We start from the raw sequence: 16,337 nt of genomic DNA on the forward strand, positions 1-16,337 counted from the left end.
ATCAGTGGTCGCGGCGGGTGACGAGGCGGGCGAGGGTGGTCAGCTCGGCGGCGGGCCGGGACAGCGCGCCCGCGGACACCAGGTGGCGCAGGGCCCGGGCGAGCAGCTCGTCGGCCTCCACCTGGGTCCAGGCCCGCCCGCCCGCGGCCTCGACGAGCTCGGCCGCGCGGACCAGCTCGGGGTCGGAGAGCGGCCGCTCCCGGTGGTAGAGCCCGGCCAGCTCCCGTCCGGCCGGGGTGCCGGAGGTGAGGGCGGCGACGACCGGGACGGACTTCTTGCGGCTGCGCAGATCGGAGTGGACCGGCTTGCCGGTCGTCTCGGGATCGCCCCAGATGCCCAGCAGGTCGTCGACGAGCTGGAACGCCAGCCCCAGGTCCCTGCCGAAGGCGACGAAGTGCTCGACCTGCTCCGGGCCGCCACCGCCGAACAGGGCGCCGAGCCCGGAGGCGCACCCCAGCAGGGCCCCGGTCTTGCCGGCCGCCATGCTCATGCACTCGGCTGGCCCGACGTCCTGGCGCTCCTCGAAGGAGACGTCCGCGCTCTGGCCGTCCAGCAGCTCCTGGACCGCGGTGCTGAAGATCCGGGTCGCCTCGGCGGTGCCCGGGTGCCCTCCGGTCGCGAGCACGTCGAAGGCGAGCGTCAGCAGCGCGTCGCCGGCCAGGATGGCCGGGCTGACACCGAAGACGGCCCAGGCCGTGGGGCGGTGGCGGCGGGTCCGGTCGCCGTCCATCACGTCGTCGTGCAGCAGGGAGAAGTCGTGCACCAGCTCGACGGCGGCCGCCGGCCGGAGCGCCGAGACGGCGGTGCCGCCGACGGCCTCGGCCGACAGCAGGGCCAGCGCGGGGCGGATCGCCTTGCCCCCGCCGGTCGTGGACGGCCGGCCCTGCTCGTCCCACCAGCCGAAGTGGTATCCGGCGATGCGCCTCATCGACGCGGGCAGCGTGTCGGCCGCCGGGCGCAGGGTCGCCTCGACCATGTCCCGGCTCCAGGCCAGCACCTCGCCCGCGGACCGCCCGTCCGTCGACATCTCTATGGTCGTCATGCTCGCTCTCCCTCGCTCGGCGGCCGGTCCGGAGCCCTGTCCTCGACTGCCCTCGACTGCCCTCGACTGCCCTCGACTGTCCTCGGCCGCCCTCAGTGGCCGATCTCGACGTCTTCCAGGATTCCGAGCGCGTCGGGCACCAGGACGGCGGCGGAGTAGTAGGCGCTCACCAGGTAGGAGATGATCGCCTTCTCGCTGATGCCCATGAAGCGGACCGACAGGCTGGGTTGGTACTCGTCGGGGATGCCGGTCTGGTGCAGGCCGATGACCCCCTGGTTGTCCTCGCCGACGCGCATGGCCAGGATCGAGGTGGTGCGGGTCTCGGTGATGGGGATCTTGCTGCAGGAGAAGATGGGGACGCCGCGCCAGGCGGGCACCCCGCTGCCGCCGACGTCGACGCCCTGCGGGTAGAGCCCGCGCGCGTTGCACTCGCGGCCGAAGGCGGCGATGGCGTGCGGGTGGGCGAGGAAGAAGCTCGTGCTCCTGCGGCGGCTGAGCAGCTCGTCGAGGTCGTCGGGGGTGGGCGGGCCGGTGCGGGTGTGGATCCGCTGCTTGAGGTCGGCGTTGTGCAGCAGCCCGAACTCGCGGTTGTTGATCAGCTCGTGCTCCTGCCGCTCGCGCAGCACCTCGATCGTGAGCCGGAGCTGCTGCTCGATCTGGTCCATCGGGTCGTTGTAGAGGTCGGCCACCCGGCTGTGCACCCGCAGGACCGTCTGCGCGACGCTCAGCTGGTACTCGCGCGGGGAGAGCTCGTAGTCGACGAACGTGCCCGGCAGGTCGGCCTCCCCCGCGTGCCCGGCGGCCACCTCGACGGCGGCCTCGCCGTACTTGTTCCGCGGCCCCTGGGCGGCCGTCTCCCGCTGCCGCAGGTGGGCCTGGAGCGTCTCCGCCTGCTCGGCCACCTCCAGGAAGGCCTGCCGGGGCAGGACCATCGCCGTGCCGCCGGTCACCGCCTTGGCGGTGAACGGCCACTCGGCCCCCTCGCCGACCAGCGTGTCGTCGCCGAAGTGGTCGCCCGCGGCCAGCACGGTCAGCACGATCTCGTCGCCGTACGGGCCGGTGCCGACCTTGTTGACCTTGCCGTGCGCGATGACCACGACCTCGTCGGCGGGCCGACCCGCCTCCACGAGCACGTCACCGGCCTGGAAGTCCCGCTGGACGAACCGGCCCGCCAGCGCGTCGAGGGCGTCGGAGTCGTCGAACCCGCGCAGCAGGGGCAGCTCGCACAGCTCGGCCGGGATGACCGCCACCTGCGACCCGGAGTTGGTGAAGCTCACCCGCCCGTCGCCGATCGTGTAGGTCAGCCGCCGGTTGACCCGGTAGGTGCCGCCCGAGACCTGCGTCCAGGGGAGCATCCGCAGCAGCCACCGTGAGGTGATCTCCTGCATCTGGGGAGTCGACTTGGTCGTCGTCGCCAGGTTACGCGCGGCGTCCGTACTCAGACTCAGCTGCGACCGGCCACCAGCCTCGAACTCCGTCACAACACACCACCGATCCGTATTCGTACTGACAGGGGAAGAAGACATGGAACAACCAGGGGGGAACGTCAATTACCCGCGACAGAAACGGCAGAATCGTTGACCCCCCGATGCGCGGAGCCGGATACGGCCCGCCACCGTGGACGCCTCAATTTTGGGTTGCCCTTAAATATTCTGTCAAGCATTGAATACGATCCGGCCGGCAATCGGCAAAGCCGTTATCGCCAAATGCCGGAAAAACAGCGAATGTCTTATTCATAATGGCGGCACAGCTCACCCGATGGGCTTTCGAGCTGGGAATATCCGTTATTCCAGACATTGTGCCGCGTACCCCCGAAGGTCGGCACGGCGCCCCCGAAACACCCTTCCGCGCGACACGGAAAATCCTCCGGGACGCCTCGGATCCGGGTGACAGCACGACGGAAAGCCGAAACACCGTTCCGGGCCGCATGTCCCGTAAAAGAGGAAAACCGGTGGAACCGGTCAGCGGGGCGGTTCCGGTGCGCGGCCCAGGAGCTCGGCGAACAGGTTCTCCCAGAGCGGCATGACCACTTCGGGCGTGTAGTCACGCGCGGTGACGGCCGCGGCGGCCCCCATCCGCTCCCGCAGCCCCCGGTCCTCGATGAGCCGGACCATCGCCGCCGCCAGCGCGTCGACGTCCCGGGGAGGGACGAGCAACCCGTCGATCCCGGAGGTGAGCACGTCGGCCGGGCCGGTCGGGCAGTCGAAGGCGACGACGGGCAGCGCCTGGGTCATCGCCTCGATCATCACCATCGGCAGGCCCTCGAAGCGCGAGCTGAGCACGTAGAAGGAGGCCCTGGCCAGCTCCTCGTCGAGGCGGTCGGTCCGTCCCATCAGGGTGACGTTGTCATCCAGCCCGTGCTCCTTCAGGAGCCCGCGCAGCGCGTCCTTCTTCGGGCCGGTGCCGTAGATGCGCAGCCGCCAGTCGGGATGCCGGTCGACGACCTTGCGGAACGCGGGGATCAGCAGGTCGAAGCCCTTCTGCCCGACGAGCCGCCCGGCCGCGACCACGAGCCGGTCCTCCCGCCGGCCGGGTGGCCGCCGCACGGCGCCGACCGCGTTGGGGACGCGCACGACGGGGGTGCCGGGCAGGAGCGCCTGGTACTCCCTCCTGTCGGTCCCGGTGAGCACGGCCACCGCGTCCAGGTTCCCGTAGTGACGGGCGATCGCCGCCCGGACCGCCTCGGGGTGGGTGGCCAGGTTCATGTGCTCCTGGGCGATCCTGACGACGCTCGCGGGAGCACGCCGGGCGGAGATGAGGTTCAGCGCGGGGCGGGTGGTGACCAGGATGCCGTCCTGGAGCGCGGAGACGTAGTCGATGACGGCCCGCTCCACGCGCTCGGTGAAGTAGGAGGCCGCGAACTCCCCCGCGGGCACGATCTTGCCGCGGATCCGCCGCCAGGCCCTGCGCCCCACCGAGTCCGAGGGCCTGCCGTCGCGCTGGTCCGACAGCGCCAGCAGGCGGACGCGCGCGTCGATCGGGAACTGGGGCCTCTCCCTCCGGCGCACCACGCTGACGATCTCGACCTCGTGCCCGGCGGCGGCCATCGCGTTCGCCTGGTTGACCACCGTGCGGATCGTCCCGCCCATGCCGTACGCGTGCAGGAGCATGTAGCGGATCTTCATGGGCGTGGAGGCACCGGGGGTCCCGGGCGACGTCATGTGGGCTCCGCGGCGCGCGGCAGGTATCCCCAGCTCTCGCACATCGGCCTGAGCGACTCCGGGATCTCCCTCTCCCCCGGCAGGTCGCGCGCGGGCTGCACGCTCCCCGAGCGGATCTTGTCCTTCCAGTCGCCGAGCCCCTTCTCCAGCACGGCCTGGTCGCCGTACGCCAGCATCTCCGGCTCCCAGGGGACGCCGAGGAAGTCGCAGAGGCGGCGCGCCTCGGCCCCGGGGTCGGCGGTCAGGTCCTCGTAGCGCACGGTGCACCCGCTGAGCGCCCCCCGCGCCCGCTGCACGGCCTTCATGTAGCGCAGGGCGTCGAGCGCCGCCTCCTCGGGCGTCCTCTTGCCGGCTCCGGCCTCGTACCACGAGCTCGCGACGGACGCCGGGTGGCGCAGCAGGAAGACGAAGCGGGCGTCCGGCCAGCACGCGGCGATGCGCCGGTACGCGAAGGCGTTGGCCGGTGTCTTGTCCACGACGAACGTCTTGCCGCTCCTGACCAGCTCGCGGTGGAGCACGCGGTCCCACAGCAGGTGTTCCAGGTCGGCCCGCTCGTGCCCGAGGGCTCCCATCGCCTTCTCCGCCAGCGAGGTGCCGAACTCCACCCGGAGCCTGCGCACGTGCAGCTCGTGCGGGGCGTGCAGCATGGAATGGGCGTTGAGCAGGGCCCTCAGGAGCGTGGAGCCGGACCTCACCGGCGAGAGGATGAAGATCGGGGCGACCAGCAGCCGGTCGACCTTCGGGTCCGCGGGCGGCCTGAACGACTCCTCCGCGGGCGCGGGCGCCCCCGCGGCCACCGGTGGACCAACTTTCCCTACTCGGTTAAGCTGGAATCCGGTTAGCCTGACAAGGGCGTCGTTGGCCTTGCGCTGCCAGTCCATGCCCAGGGAGGGTAGTCACCTTTCCTGGCATTTAACTGTGTGTTCACTCAAGAACACCTCCCCGTCCACAGCCGTGCCCGGCCCTTGGGACGACGCTGGAAACAGCCGGTGATTCGCCCCTCCCAGGCGGGGTAGTGACACGTTCCCACAGCTCAGAGGGCATGCGGCCGGTCGGCGACCACGCTCGGGCACGCCGCCCCCGGCTCATCGTGCCCCGCGCGGAGGAGATCGAGTGACCCATGACGTACGGCCGGATCCGGCCTCCTCACGAACCTCGCCGGACGCCCCGCCCCGCGACGTCGACGACGCCACCGCCGAGGCCCTGGGGAAGCTCTCCGAGGCGCTGGAGACGACCGAGAGGGCCCGCGGGCACCTCTACTCCTTCCACCAGCTCACCGGTCACGCCGATCTGCAGCTCGACGAGGCGGTGGAGCTGCTGCGCGCCGCGGGCCACCCCGAGATGGCCGACCTGGTGACCCGGGAGCTGATCGGCCTCGACGTCATCCCCGGCCACTGGACCTTCCAGATCGTGGAGGAGTACGAGGACGGCTACCACGACGTCTTCACCGGCGTGGAGAGGCGGGTCAGGGAACGGCTCGCGGGCGGGCGCCGCCACATCCACGAGGCGCGGATGAAGGAACGCCGCCAGAACTGACCCGCCTCCCGCCTCCGCCGGGTCCGGTTCTCCCGGCACGGGACACGCGCTCCCGCCCGTCACCGCTCCCGGACGACGATCTCCCGCCCTCGGGACCCGCTCCCCGGTGCCGGGCACGCGCTCCGGCCCGTCTTCCGGGCTTCGTTCCCGCCTGGGCGGGGGATCGCGGCGTACGGTCCCGGCGGCGGGCCCCGTACAGTGTGGGGCATGGGGATGGTCAAGACCGTGGGGCTGGTTCTGCACCCGCAGCGCGATTCGAAGGTGGCCATCGACACGATCGTGGAGTGGGCCCGCGCCCGCGACGTCACGGTGCTGGGGCTGCCCGACGAGGTCGGGCGCATCGACTGCAGCGCGGTGTCGGTCGACAGCGCCACCCTGGTCGACCGCGCCGACCTGCTCGTCAGCCTCGGCGGCGACGGCACGATGCTGCGCACCATGCGCCTCATCTCGGGGCGGCAGACCCCGGTCCTCGGCGTCAACCTCGGCAAGCTGGGGTTCCTCGCGGAGATCGACGTCGACGAGCTGCCCCCCGCGCTGTCGGCCATCGACAGCCACGCCTACACGGTCGAGCCGCGCATGGCGGTGCGGGCGGCCCTGCCCGACGGCACGGCGGTGACCGCGTTCAACGACATCGCCCTGGTGCGGATACCGGGGGACGGGCTGTCGGCGGTGTCGATCACCGTGGAGGGACACCCCTTCGTGCGCTACGCGGCCGACGCGGTGATCGTGGCCACCCCCACCGGGTCGACCGCCTACAGCTTCTCCGCGGGCGGGCCCATCGTGTCGCCGACGGTCGAGGGGTTCCTCGTGGTCCCCGCGGCGGCGCACTCGTCGTTCAACCGGGCCATCGTGCTCTCGGCCGACGAGCGGGTCGTGCTCGACCTGCTGCCGACGAGCGGCCGGCTGGCCGTGGAGGTGGACGGCACGGTGGCCGCGCACCTCACGCCGGGGGACGGGCTCGCCGTCACCGCGATCCGCGCCGCCGCCTGGGTGGTCCGGCTCGGCCCGAAGAGCTTCTACGACCGCGCCCGCCGCAAGCTCCGCGTCAACGGCAGCGCCGAGGTCGACTAGACCGTTCCGGAATCACCGCACCGCCCCGGCACCCGCCGGAGCGGGCTCCTTCTGCGCCCTCCGCTGGTCACGGGCGTGACGGGGACATTCGGGTGACAGCGCCCGTCATGAAACTTTCATGCCCCGCTTGACAGCGGGAAAGCGCTTACCTAGCTTGTGGGTTGTTCGCTCACATGTACGCGGATCGCATATGTGAACGGCGAGTACTCGCTGGGGGGACTCCGAACCGCAGGCGCACCGGCCTGCCGGACCAGCAAGGAGCTCGACTGTGCTGTACAGAATCAACGGGAAGGCGGCCGGCGTTCTCGTCGCCGTCGCCGCCCTCGCCCTTTCGGGAACGGTGGCCGGCGTCTCCGCCGCCTCCGCCGCCGCGCCCGCGGCGGGAAACTACAACCTGGTGAACAACGGCAGCGGCCTGTGCCTCACCGTTCCCGGCGGCAGCTCGTCCACCGGCGTCCAGCTCACCCAGAGCGGCTGCGGCGGCTCGGGGCAGTCCTGGGCCGTGACCGGGAGCGGCACCCAGCTCAAGGCCGTCCACAGCGGCCTGTGCGCCGGGGTCCAGGGCGCGAGCACCTCGGCGGGCAAGGCGGTCCAGCAGGAGAGCTGCTCGGGCGGCTCGTCGCAGACCTGGAACCTGACCGAGTCCGGCTCCAACTACCGGGTGGTCAACGCCAACGGCGGCAAGTGCCTCAACACCAAGGACAACTCCACCTCCTCGGGCGCCCTCGTCCAGCAGAACTCCTGCGACTCGGTGGCGACCAAGCAGTGGCGGCTCGTCCCCGCGGGCGGCGGCAACCCCGACCCGACGGTCACCCCCACCCCCGGCCCGACGCCCACGATCACCCCGACCCCCGGCAACCCGGGCGGCCTCGTCGGCTGGGCGACCCAGGGCGGCGGCACCACCGGCGGCGGCAACGCCCCGCCCACCACGGTCAGCAGCTCCTCGGCGCTGAGCAGCGCGCTCTCTTCGAGCAGCGCCGCCGTCATCCGGGTGTCGGGCACGATCTCCTGCTCCGGGATGCTCACGGTCGGCTCCAACAAGACGATCATCGGCAACTCGGGCGCCACCATCGCGGGCTGCGGATTCAACATCTCCCGGGCGTCCAACGTCATCGTCCGCAACCTGTCCTTCCGTGACTGGAACGACGACGGCATCCAGGTCCAGTACTCGACCCGGGTCTGGATCGACCACAACACCTTCAGCAACGGCTACGACGGCGCGGTGGACGTCAAGCGGGCCAGCGACTACGTGACCATCTCCTGGAACAAGGTCACCAACCACGACAAGTCCATGCTGCTCGGCCACGACGACGGCAACGGCAGTGAGGACCGCGGGAAGCTGCGCGTCACCTACCACCACAACTGGTTCGACGGCACCACCCAGCGCCACCCGCGCGTGCGCTTCGGCAACCCGGTGCACGTCTACAACAACTACTACGGCAACGTCGGCGGCTACGGCGTGGCCTCCACCGAGGGCGCGGGCGTCCTGGTCGAGGGCAACTACTTCGAGAACACCGACGACCCGTACCACCTGGGCGAGGGTGACTCGGGACCGGGCACCCTGGTCGCCCGCAACAACCACTTCGTCAACTCCGGCACCGGCCAGGCCGGTGGCAGCGTTGGCTCCATCCCCTACTCCTACTCCCTCGACGGCGCCTCCAGCGTCAAGTCGATCGTGACCGGCGGCGCCGGTGCCGGCCGGATCTCCATCTGACGCGTACTCCGCCCCACGTCTGACCCGCACCTGACCCGGGTCCGATCCGGATCCGAGAGGCGGCGAGCGCCGAGCGTGGCCGGGCCCCGGCGGGGCCCGGCCACAAGCTTTCCGGCCGGACCTTACGGGGTCCGGCCACCGGCTTTCACGGCCATCGGCTTCCACGCTGACCGGCTTTCACACTGACCGGCTTTCACGGCTACCGCGCGGCAGGAACGTCGTCCTGCCGCGCGGTCGTGAGGATCACCGGTGGGCGAACCAAGCGAACCGGGCGAGCGCGGGCGGCGTCCCGTGGACGACCGACTCCCTCCGCGGCCCGTTCCTTCACGGCGAGGTCAGCGGCCGGGTGAGGAGCCGTTCACGGTCAGGACGTGCTCGGTCTCGATCGCCGGGAAGGTGCCGGTGTCGACGATCCCGTGCTCGTGGAAGGCGGCCTCCAGCAGCGCGTGAGCCTTGGGCTCCAGCTTCCACAGGGCCCGGTACTCGCGGGCGCTGGCCAGCGAGACGCCGGTCTCGTGGGCGATGTCGGCCGCGCGGGGCACGAACTTCCGCTCGATCTGCTTGTCCCAGTATTCCCGCGCGGCCCGCATCAGGGCCGCGCGCTGCGCCGTGTCGACGATCGGCGGCGGGACGTCCAGCACGTGGAGCTCGTCGTCGTCATCGTCGACCGGGGGCCGCAGCGCCGCGGGGCCCACCGCCACCGCGGGACGCGCGGGCGCCTCGGGCTCCGGGGCCCACGGCACGGGCGGGGTCAGGTCGATCAGGGCGGAGGTGTTGTAGAGGGCGCCGATCTGGGAGAGCAGGGCCTCCTGGCGCGCGGAGTCGACCGCGAGGCCGCTGTGCTCCACCGCCCGGTCCATGGCACGGTCCAGCTTGGAGAGGGCCACGCGCATCTTCCTCTCGGACGCCCCCGAGGCGCGGAGCGCGCGGGCCCGCTTGGCCGCCAGCGCGACCCGGGTCAGCCTGCGGTGGGCGTCCACCTCGCTGGCCGTACGGTCGCTCACCTCGGCCAGCCCGACGCGGACCAGCGCGCGCTCGGGGGTGATCCGCCAGTTGATGCGGGAACGCCCGGTGATGCGGTGGCGTTCGATCGCCATGCCGCGCTCCCACAGCCACGCCGCCACCAGGGGGGCGGCGAGCCGGAAGATGGCCTCGGCGGCGCTGCGGGCGTCCATGCTCGACAGCACGGCCGTCAGACCGGTGAGCGCCCACACGGCGACGCCGTCGATGCCCGCGGAGAAGTTCTCCCGCATGTTGCGGCGCGCCCGGACGGCGCTGGTGATGACGGCGACCTCGATGAAGGCGAAGAGCAGCAGCCGCAGTGGGCCGTCGAAGCCGAGCACGTCACCGGAGAAACGCCACATGCCCTGGGCGGAGACACCCGTCGCGATGCTGGCGGCGACGATGGTGAGGATGTCCTCGGCCGGACGGGGCGCGATGTGACGATGGTAGAAGCGGACCGCCAGGCGCTGGACCGCGCGCAGCACGAAATACGCCACGATCAGGAGGACGAGGGCGAACACGCCGATGATGACCGTGAGAACCGGCTGGTCCGATGCGAAGGCGGTGATTTGATCGATGGGGGGCATCAGTCACTGTCCGTCAGTCTCGATGTCCGACAGGATATCCAGCGATCATTCCAGAATGTCGGCGGCTTGTTCGCGAAACGGGCGCTCACCCGCGTGACAGATGTGAACACAGTTGCGATGAAGACCAGTAAAGATCACCATGAACGGCCGACCGGCCGGATGCCGGGGTCCCGATCGACATCCGGCCGTCCGGCCGGGATCCTGATCGATATCCCGCCGCCCGGCCAGGGTCCCGACCGGCATCTCGCCACCCGGCCAGGGTCCCGACCGACATCCCGCCGTCCAGCCAGGGTCCCGACCCACGTCCCGCCGCCCGGCCGAGATCCTGACCGGCATCCCGCCGCCCAGCCGGAATCCCGATCGGCATCTCGCCGCACGGCCGGGGTCAGAACGGCCAGCTCGCGTCGCGGCCCCTCTCCAGCAGCGGGATCAGCCGGAACGACGCGTCGGAGAAACCGCCGAACTCGTGGCGGCCCCCCGAACCGGCCGGCATCGCCGCCCGCCGGTAACCCTGCAGGTTGAAGCCGTACATCGGGACGCGCTCCGGCACCGCGCGGGTGACCTCGTCGCCGTGGTAGCCGCTCATGGTTTGCATGTCGGACAGGATGACGACCCGGTCGTGCCCGCGGTACGCGCGCCGGAGCGAGGCGGCGATCTGCGTGCCGTGGCCGACCTCGCCGACGCGCCCGCAGAACCGGTCCATCTCCTTCAGGACCGACGCTCCCCGGCGCATCCTGTGGTGGAACACGCCGTCGGCGAAGCCGTACAGGTCCACCCGCTCGCCGCGGGCGGCGAGCGTCACCCCGAACAGCGCCGCCGCCCGGACGGGCGTGACCGTCGAGCGCGCCGAGACCGCGCCGGAGGTCATCGACGCCGACGTGTCCACGAGGACGAGGGTGCGCCCGCCGAACGACGGCACGTTGCCCGTGGCGAGCGTGAGCGCCCTGTCCAGCGCGTGGCCCCAGCGCGCGCTCGGCGCGTTGCGGTATGCGGAGTAGAACCGGAACGGCAGCTGCCGCGACCCGGCCACCTCACCGGGGTCGGCGAGCTTCGCGGCGACCCGCCCGGCCACCTCGTCGGATACACCCGCCTCGTCGAGGTTCCGCAGGTTGCGGATCAGCGCCATGTAGCCCATCGACGGGACGATCGCCTCCCACGCCTCGCGGTCCATCGGGCCCTGGAGCCACCCGGCGAGCGCCTCCCAGGTCATGCCCGCGGCGCGCAGGCGTCCGGGGTCGGCCAGCACCGCGCGTCGCGACTCGACCGGCAGGACCGCCAGCCCGGCGCGGGCGCGCAGCGTCGCCAGCGCGTCGTGGATCGGCTTGTCGCGGTCGTGCCTGCGGTCCAGGGCGTGCGCGAACAGCTCCCCCTGCCACGCCTTGTCCGCCGCCGGGACGGGGTGGACGAGGTCGATGACGTCGGCGAAGCGGAAGCCCCTGGCGCCGGTGTCGTACTTGAGCAGGCCGCGCTCGGTGTACAGGCGCCGGACGGCGTCGGCGACGCCGCGCTTGACCGGCTTGGGGATCGCCCGCCCGTACGTGGACATCCAGTAGGCGAGGGCCTCGCCGGGCTCGTCGGCGCGCTGCAGGACGCCGTCCACCAGCTGCCGGTTGAGGCCGTGCAGGCCCGCGGCGAGCCGCGCCCTGACCGACTCCAGCGCGGCGACGAGCGGGGCGGTCCGCATGTTCGCCTCACCGCGCAGCCAGGGAAGGAAGCGGGCCATCCACTCGCCGTCCTCGACCGCGACCTGGTGGACGAGCCGGCGGAACCGGTCGTCACGGTCACCGGCCTTCTCGTAGAAGGTGTTCTCGCCGACCATGTTCGACACCGCGAGGAGGAAGAGCTCCCCCTTGGCGTCACGGGCGTATCCGGGGGCGCCCTCGTGGGTGCGCCCGGAGGGAACCCGCTCGGTCCTGACCGGGCTGGAGACGGCCGGCCGGTTGGTCGCGGTGTTGAACTTGGACATGGACGGGCCTTTCTCTGCGAGTTCCGTACGTCACCCGTGGGCTACGCACGCGGGGGCGGCGGTCATGGTGACCGCGCCGGAGCCGCGCGCGCCGGGAGTGCTCCTGCTTCGCGCGTTGTTCACGTGGGCGTGCCCGAGGTCGAAGCGAGGAAGGTACCAAGGTGCTCTTCCCGACTGAGCTACGCGGCCGGAACCGCGACCGGATTCGAACCGGCGACCGCCCCGTTGACAGTGGAAGTAACCCTCCTCCGCGCACCGGGCACGCGTGTGAGGCCGTGCGCCTCCCGAGATCGAGGTGATCGCGGTCGCCCGGCCTGGCGGGCGGCGGCCCCGCTGAGTGGAGCCGCCAGGAGTCGAACCTGGAAGTAACCGCGACCGGCGCACCGGGAGGCGCGTGGACGTCTTTGCCGGACCTCCCCGAGATCGAAGTCGGCGGCGGAACGAAAGCGTGCTGCCTTTACACCACGCGCCGCACGAGCCGGCGGCGCGCCGGGAATCGAACCCGGACTTCTCGATCCCATATCGAAGTAACCGTCACCTTCGCACCGGGGAGGTCGCTGTGGAATTTTGGTCTTCCCCGAGGTCAAGATCGGCCACGGTCCCTGACGTGCTGCCGTTACACCACACCGGCCGAGGCCGGAGCCGGGAGTCGAACCCGGACCATCGCTTTGGAAGAGCGAAGTAACCGCTGCCTTCGCACCGGGGAAGCGCGTATCAAGTTGTCGGATCCTCGTATTCCGGAGACGGCTCCGGCACGTTCTTCCGCGATGTTCTTAAGCTGTGCTTCTTACGACGTTCTTCTTACGACGTTCTTCTTACGATGTTCTTCTCGCGTTGGACGGCCGGTTTCGTTTCCGAACCCCGAGGCGCTTACCACGGTAGCGACCACCGCCACGCATCACATCTCATTATTCGCCGAAAAATAGGGGTGGCAGGGGTGTGGCTACGGGGCGAAAATGTCAGTGCCCGGAGAGACGATAGAAGGTGAACACGGGCCGAACCACCGACGGGGACGCGATCGAAGTTCCGCAGGACCTCCGCGCCTCCCGGGAAAGGATCACGTGATGACGACTCCGATGAACGTGTCCGACCTGGCACAGGTTCTCTTCGTCTCCACGCTGCAGGCCTCGGACCATCCCTCGCCCGACCAGGTGCGCATGATCATCGAAGGCCGGATCCGTGCCTGCCACGCCGACCTCTCCGATTGCGCCGCCCTCGTCGCCCAGGAGGCCGGAGACCATCCTGAGGCGTACGCGAGCCGGATGCGCTGGGCCCTCTGCGAGGCAGGCCGGGTCCGCCCGTCCATCTCGTTCTCGCCCTGACCACGACCTCTCCACACCCTCACCACGACCTCTCGCCCTGACCTATGACCTCTCCACACCCTCACCACGACTTCTCGGCCCGGCCGCGGCGCGGGACGGCCGGAGTGCCGTCGGGCCAGGTCGGGGCGGGGCCCGACGAGAAGGCCGGGCCCCGGCCCCGCCTTCTCCGCGAGGCTCTCGCCGGACACGCCGCCGAGGCGCGGCCACGGCGGCGGGCCGCCTCGGTGACCTGGGGAGACGCCGCCCGCCCTCGGGACCGGGGCCGCTCGCCAGACGGCCGACCGGCGTCGTAGCGTCGGAGAATGGACGCCAGAGACGAAGCGGGCACCCCGCGCATTCCCGGATCATCGCCCACCGGCGGCCACCTGCCCGGCACCTCGGAGGAGACCGGTGCACCGGAAGGAACCGGCGCACCAGAGCGAACCGGCGCACCGGAGGGAGTGCGCGGGACGCTCGGGGCCGACCACGCCCGCGTCCCCGAGCTGCTGGAGGCCACCCGCGCATACGCGGTGCGCCTCCTCGGCGGACTCGACGACCGGACGGTGGCACGGGCGCCGGTGCGGCCCACGCCCATGCCCCTGCCGGAGGCGGGGATCGGCCTGGAAGGGGCGATGGAGGAGTTCGCGAAGCGGTGGGAGCCGGGCTTCGCGGCCGGCGCGGGCCCCCGCTATCTGGGCTTCGTCACGGGAGGCGTGACGCCCGCCGCGCTGGCGGGCGACTGGCTGACCGGCACCCTCGACCAGAACCCCACCTCGGGCCTGGACTCGCTCGCCCCGGACCTCGAACGGGAGGCGGCCGCCTGGCTGCGCGACCTCTTCGGCCTGCCGCCCGAGCACGAGGGGACGTTCGTCAGCGGCGCGACCATGTCCAATTTCGCGGGCCTGGCGATCGCCAGGGAGTGGCTGGGCGAGCGGCGCGGCGTGTCGCCGGCCGAGGAGGGCGTGGCCGCGCTCGGGCCGGTGACGGTGCTGTCCGGGAGCCCGCACTCCAGCGTCGTCAAGTCGCTGTCCATGCTCGGCCTGGGGCGGTCGGCGATCCGGCGGGCCGGCCTGCTGCCCGGGCGGGAGGCGGTGGACGTGGCCGGGCTCGCCGAGGAGCTCGACCGGCTGGACGGCGCACCGGCGATCGTGGTCGCCAACTCCGGCACGGTGAACACCGTCGACTTCGACGACCTGCGCGCCATCGCGGCCCTGCGCGAGCACCACCCGTTCTGGCTGCACGTGGACGCCGCGTTCGGCGCCTTCGCCGCGCTCTCCCCCGGGCACGCCCACCTCGTCGCGGGCCTCGGCGAGGCCGACTCGGTCTGCGTGGACCTGCACAAGTGGCTGAACGTGCCCTACGACAGCGCCATCCAGTTCACCCGCCGCCGCGACCTGCAGGCCCGCGTCTTCCGGAACTCCGCCGCCTACCTCGGCCCGGTGGGCGACGACCCCGACTTCGTGCACCTCACGCCGGAGAACTCACGGCGCCTGCGCGCGCTGCCCGCCTGGTTCACCCTGGCCGCGTACGGGCGCGAGGGGCACGCGGAGATCGTCCGGCGCGACGTCGCCCTCGCCACCGGGCTCGGCGAGCGGATCGCCGCGATGCCCGCCTACCGGCTGCTCGCCCCCGTACGGCTCAACGTGGTCTGCTTCACCCTCGCCGGATCCCCCTCCCCCGCCCGGATCGACGAGGTGGTCGACGCGATCACCGCGTCCGGCGAGGCCTTCCTCACACCGACCGTCCACGAGGGGGTGCCCGCCCTGCGCGCCGCGTTCAGCAACTGGCGCACCACGGAGGCCGACGTGGAACGGGTGGCGAAGATCCTCCAGGAGGTCGCGTCCCGGCCGTGAGTTCCCCGGCACCCCTCGCCGGCGGCGATCGCGGCCACCTCCGGGCACAGGTCTCAGATCCGGGACGCCGGAAGAAAACCCGGGTCGCCTCCTCGACACGATGCTCGTACCGTCATCGCTCGCGGGATCACGACAAGGGAGTGATCTGCCACGTCCCCCTTATATCTCCCTGCTGTCTCTGCAGAGCAGACCGAGGAAGCCGTGCAACGTCCTGCCGATCTCGTGGATCTCTCCCGGGTCGAGGCGGCCCGCGAAATCTCCGAGCCGGGAGACGTCGGCGGCTCTCATCTGGTCGATGAGCACGCGAGTCGCCTTGCCGTTCAGTTCGATCTCGGGACGGAAGACGGCGGAGCCGGCGCTGGTCGAGGTGGGGGCGACGACCAGGGTGGAGAACGTGGCGAAGGCATCAGACTGCAACACCACCGCGAATCGTTCGCCTCGTTGCTCGTGACCGACCGTGTCGCGAAGAGCGCGCAGCCGGTAGACGTCACCCCGCATCGGCGTCACCGAACTCACGGCGGATCGCCCGGATCTCGGCCAGGTCATCCGGGTCGTTGGCCAATCTTTCCGCGTCGGCGCGCGCCTGTTCCAACCAGCGGAGCCGGCCCGCCACGTGGATCGCCTCACGGATCACATCGGTGGTGGACCTGCCCTCGGAGGTCAGCTCGGAGAGAATCCTCTCCGTGTCCGAATCGATCTCAACAGTCAGCATGGCCATATCTTCACTGTACGACGAGGCCTCTCGCAGGATTTCGATCGAATTTCGTGAGCGTTCGGATACTTATCGTGACGATGCTCCGGCAAGTCAGACGTCACCGGTTTCCACCCCCACCACATCCGGCCCGGCCACCAAGGTGGCCGGGCCGGGCAGCGGGCAGGCGCTGACGGCAGGGCGGTCCCGCCCCGCCCGAGATCGCCAAGGGACGGGGCCGCCGGGGAACGGAATCGCCGGGAACGGGATCCCCGGAGAACGGGGTCGCGGGGACGGGGCCGCCGGGGAGCGGGACCTCTAGACGAGTAAGTCCTAAAGCGAAGAGTAGGTGCGGCCAGGTGTAGCGGCTGATGAGCCCGCCCGTGAGGCGCGTCGGTGGTGGGGCGGGCGTT

The 16,337-nt window shown here is 71.3% G+C and carries 13 protein-coding genes; 5 read left to right on the top strand and 8 right to left on the bottom strand.

Annotated elements, in window-relative coordinates; all coding sequences use genetic code 11:
• Nucleotide 1: 1 nt before the first annotated feature.
• From ABT053_RS33285 to ABT053_RS33300, 4 genes are all read right to left on the bottom strand, one after another.
• Nucleotides 2-1,042: a family 2 encapsulin nanocompartment cargo protein polyprenyl transferase gene (locus ABT053_RS33285; protein WP_350974508.1), complete on the bottom strand. Its 1,041-nt coding sequence runs from the start codon at nt 1,040-1,042 to the stop codon at nt 2-4.
• Nucleotides 1,043-1,134: 92 nt separating this feature from the next.
• Nucleotides 1,135-2,568, bottom strand: a complete 1,434-nt coding sequence (locus tag ABT053_RS33290) for a family 2B encapsulin nanocompartment shell protein (RefSeq protein ID WP_502991926.1) — start codon at nt 2,566-2,568, stop codon at nt 1,135-1,137.
• A gap of 435 nt (nt 2,569-3,003) precedes the next feature.
• Complete coding sequence (locus tag ABT053_RS33295) at nt 3,004-4,203, bottom strand: glycosyltransferase family 4 protein (protein WP_350974512.1); 1,200 nt, start codon at nt 4,201-4,203, stop codon at nt 3,004-3,006.
• Entirely contained in the window at nt 4,200-5,000 is an 801-nt protein-coding gene (locus ABT053_RS33300; RefSeq protein ID WP_350974514.1) for a sulfotransferase family protein, read from the bottom strand. Before ABT053_RS33300 ends, ABT053_RS33295 begins: the two co-directional genes overlap by 4 nt.
• Nucleotides 5,001-5,316: 316 nt before the next feature.
• Between ABT053_RS33300 and ABT053_RS33305 the strand changes: the two genes are divergently transcribed.
• The 3 genes from ABT053_RS33305 (at nt 5,317) to ABT053_RS33315 (ending at nt 8,524) form a co-directional block, all read left to right on the top strand.
• Complete coding sequence (locus tag ABT053_RS33305; protein WP_350974515.1) at nt 5,317-5,739, top strand: hypothetical protein; 423 nt, start codon at nt 5,317-5,319, stop codon at nt 5,737-5,739.
• 207 nt (nt 5,740-5,946) lie between these two features.
• Complete coding sequence (locus tag ABT053_RS33310; protein WP_350974516.1) at nt 5,947-6,810, top strand: NAD(+)/NADH kinase; 864 nt, start codon at nt 5,947-5,949, stop codon at nt 6,808-6,810.
• A 268-nt stretch (nt 6,811-7,078) separates the two neighbouring features.
• Nucleotides 7,079-8,524, top strand: a complete 1,446-nt coding sequence (locus ABT053_RS33315; RefSeq protein ID WP_350974518.1) for a pectate lyase family protein — start codon at nt 7,079-7,081, stop codon at nt 8,522-8,524.
• 335 nt (nt 8,525-8,859) lie between these two features.
• Here ABT053_RS33315 and ABT053_RS33320 read toward each other — a convergent pair whose 3' ends face one another.
• Nucleotides 8,860-10,113: a hypothetical protein gene (locus tag ABT053_RS33320; RefSeq protein ID WP_350974520.1), complete on the bottom strand. Its 1,254-nt coding sequence runs from the start codon at nt 10,111-10,113 to the stop codon at nt 8,860-8,862.
• Nucleotides 10,114-10,498: 385 nt separating this feature from the next.
• On the bottom strand, nt 10,499-12,079 hold the full coding sequence (locus ABT053_RS33325) for a TROVE domain-containing protein (RefSeq protein WP_350974522.1): 1,581 nt from the start codon (nt 12,077-12,079) through the stop codon (nt 10,499-10,501).
• 1,064 nt (nt 12,080-13,143) lie between these two features.
• Between ABT053_RS33325 and ABT053_RS33330 the strand changes: the two genes are divergently transcribed.
• Nucleotides 13,144-13,401, top strand: coding sequence for a hypothetical protein (locus tag ABT053_RS33330; protein ID WP_350974524.1), 258 nt, complete (start codon nt 13,144-13,146; stop codon nt 13,399-13,401).
• 302 nt (nt 13,402-13,703) lie between these two features.
• A complete protein-coding gene (locus ABT053_RS33335; protein ID WP_350974525.1) occupies nt 13,704-15,233 on the top strand; it encodes a pyridoxal phosphate-dependent decarboxylase family protein in 1,530 nt (509 codons plus the stop codon).
• Between the two features lie 159 nt (nt 15,234-15,392).
• Here ABT053_RS33335 and ABT053_RS33340 read toward each other — a convergent pair whose 3' ends face one another.
• Both ABT053_RS33340 and ABT053_RS33345 read right to left on the bottom strand, forming a co-directional pair.
• On the bottom strand, nt 15,393-15,731 hold the full coding sequence (locus tag ABT053_RS33340; RefSeq protein WP_350974527.1) for a type II toxin-antitoxin system PemK/MazF family toxin: 339 nt from the start codon (nt 15,729-15,731) through the stop codon (nt 15,393-15,395).
• Entirely contained in the window at nt 15,721-15,951 is a 231-nt protein-coding gene (locus ABT053_RS33345; RefSeq protein ID WP_350974528.1) for a ribbon-helix-helix domain-containing protein, read from the bottom strand. The genes ABT053_RS33340 and ABT053_RS33345 overlap by 11 nt, the downstream gene beginning before the upstream one ends.
• Nucleotides 15,952-16,337: the final 386 nt, after the last annotated feature.

The sequence above is a fragment of the Streptosporangium sp. NPDC002524 genome (assembly GCF_040295985.1).
Taxonomy (GTDB): Bacteria; Actinomycetota; Actinomycetes; order Streptosporangiales; family Streptosporangiaceae; genus Streptosporangium.

Coding starts and splice junctions, on each gene's coding strand:
- ABT053_RS33295 (WP_350974512.1), bottom strand. CDS start 4,203: ATGACGTCGCCCGGGACCCCCGGTGCCTCCACGCCCATGAAGATCCGC.
- ABT053_RS33320 (WP_350974520.1), bottom strand. CDS start 10,113: ATGCCCCCCATCGATCAAATCACCGCCTTCGCATCGGACCAGCCGGTT.
- ABT053_RS33335 (WP_350974525.1), top strand. CDS start 13,704: ATGGACGCCAGAGACGAAGCGGGCACCCCGCGCATTCCCGGATCATCG.
- ABT053_RS33290 (WP_502991926.1), bottom strand. CDS start 2,568: ATGTCTTCTTCCCCTGTCAGTACGAATACGGATCGGTGGTGTGTTGTG.
- ABT053_RS33330 (WP_350974524.1), top strand. CDS start 13,144: ATGACGACTCCGATGAACGTGTCCGACCTGGCACAGGTTCTCTTCGTC.
- ABT053_RS33345 (WP_350974528.1), bottom strand. CDS start 15,951: ATGGCCATGCTGACTGTTGAGATCGATTCGGACACGGAGAGGATTCTC.
- ABT053_RS33285 (WP_350974508.1), bottom strand. CDS start 1,042: ATGACGACCATAGAGATGTCGACGGACGGGCGGTCCGCGGGCGAGGTG.
- ABT053_RS33340 (WP_350974527.1), bottom strand. CDS start 15,731: ATGCGGGGTGACGTCTACCGGCTGCGCGCTCTTCGCGACACGGTCGGT.
- ABT053_RS33310 (WP_350974516.1), top strand. CDS start 5,947: ATGGGGATGGTCAAGACCGTGGGGCTGGTTCTGCACCCGCAGCGCGAT.
- ABT053_RS33325 (WP_350974522.1), bottom strand. CDS start 12,079: ATGTCCAAGTTCAACACCGCGACCAACCGGCCGGCCGTCTCCAGCCCG.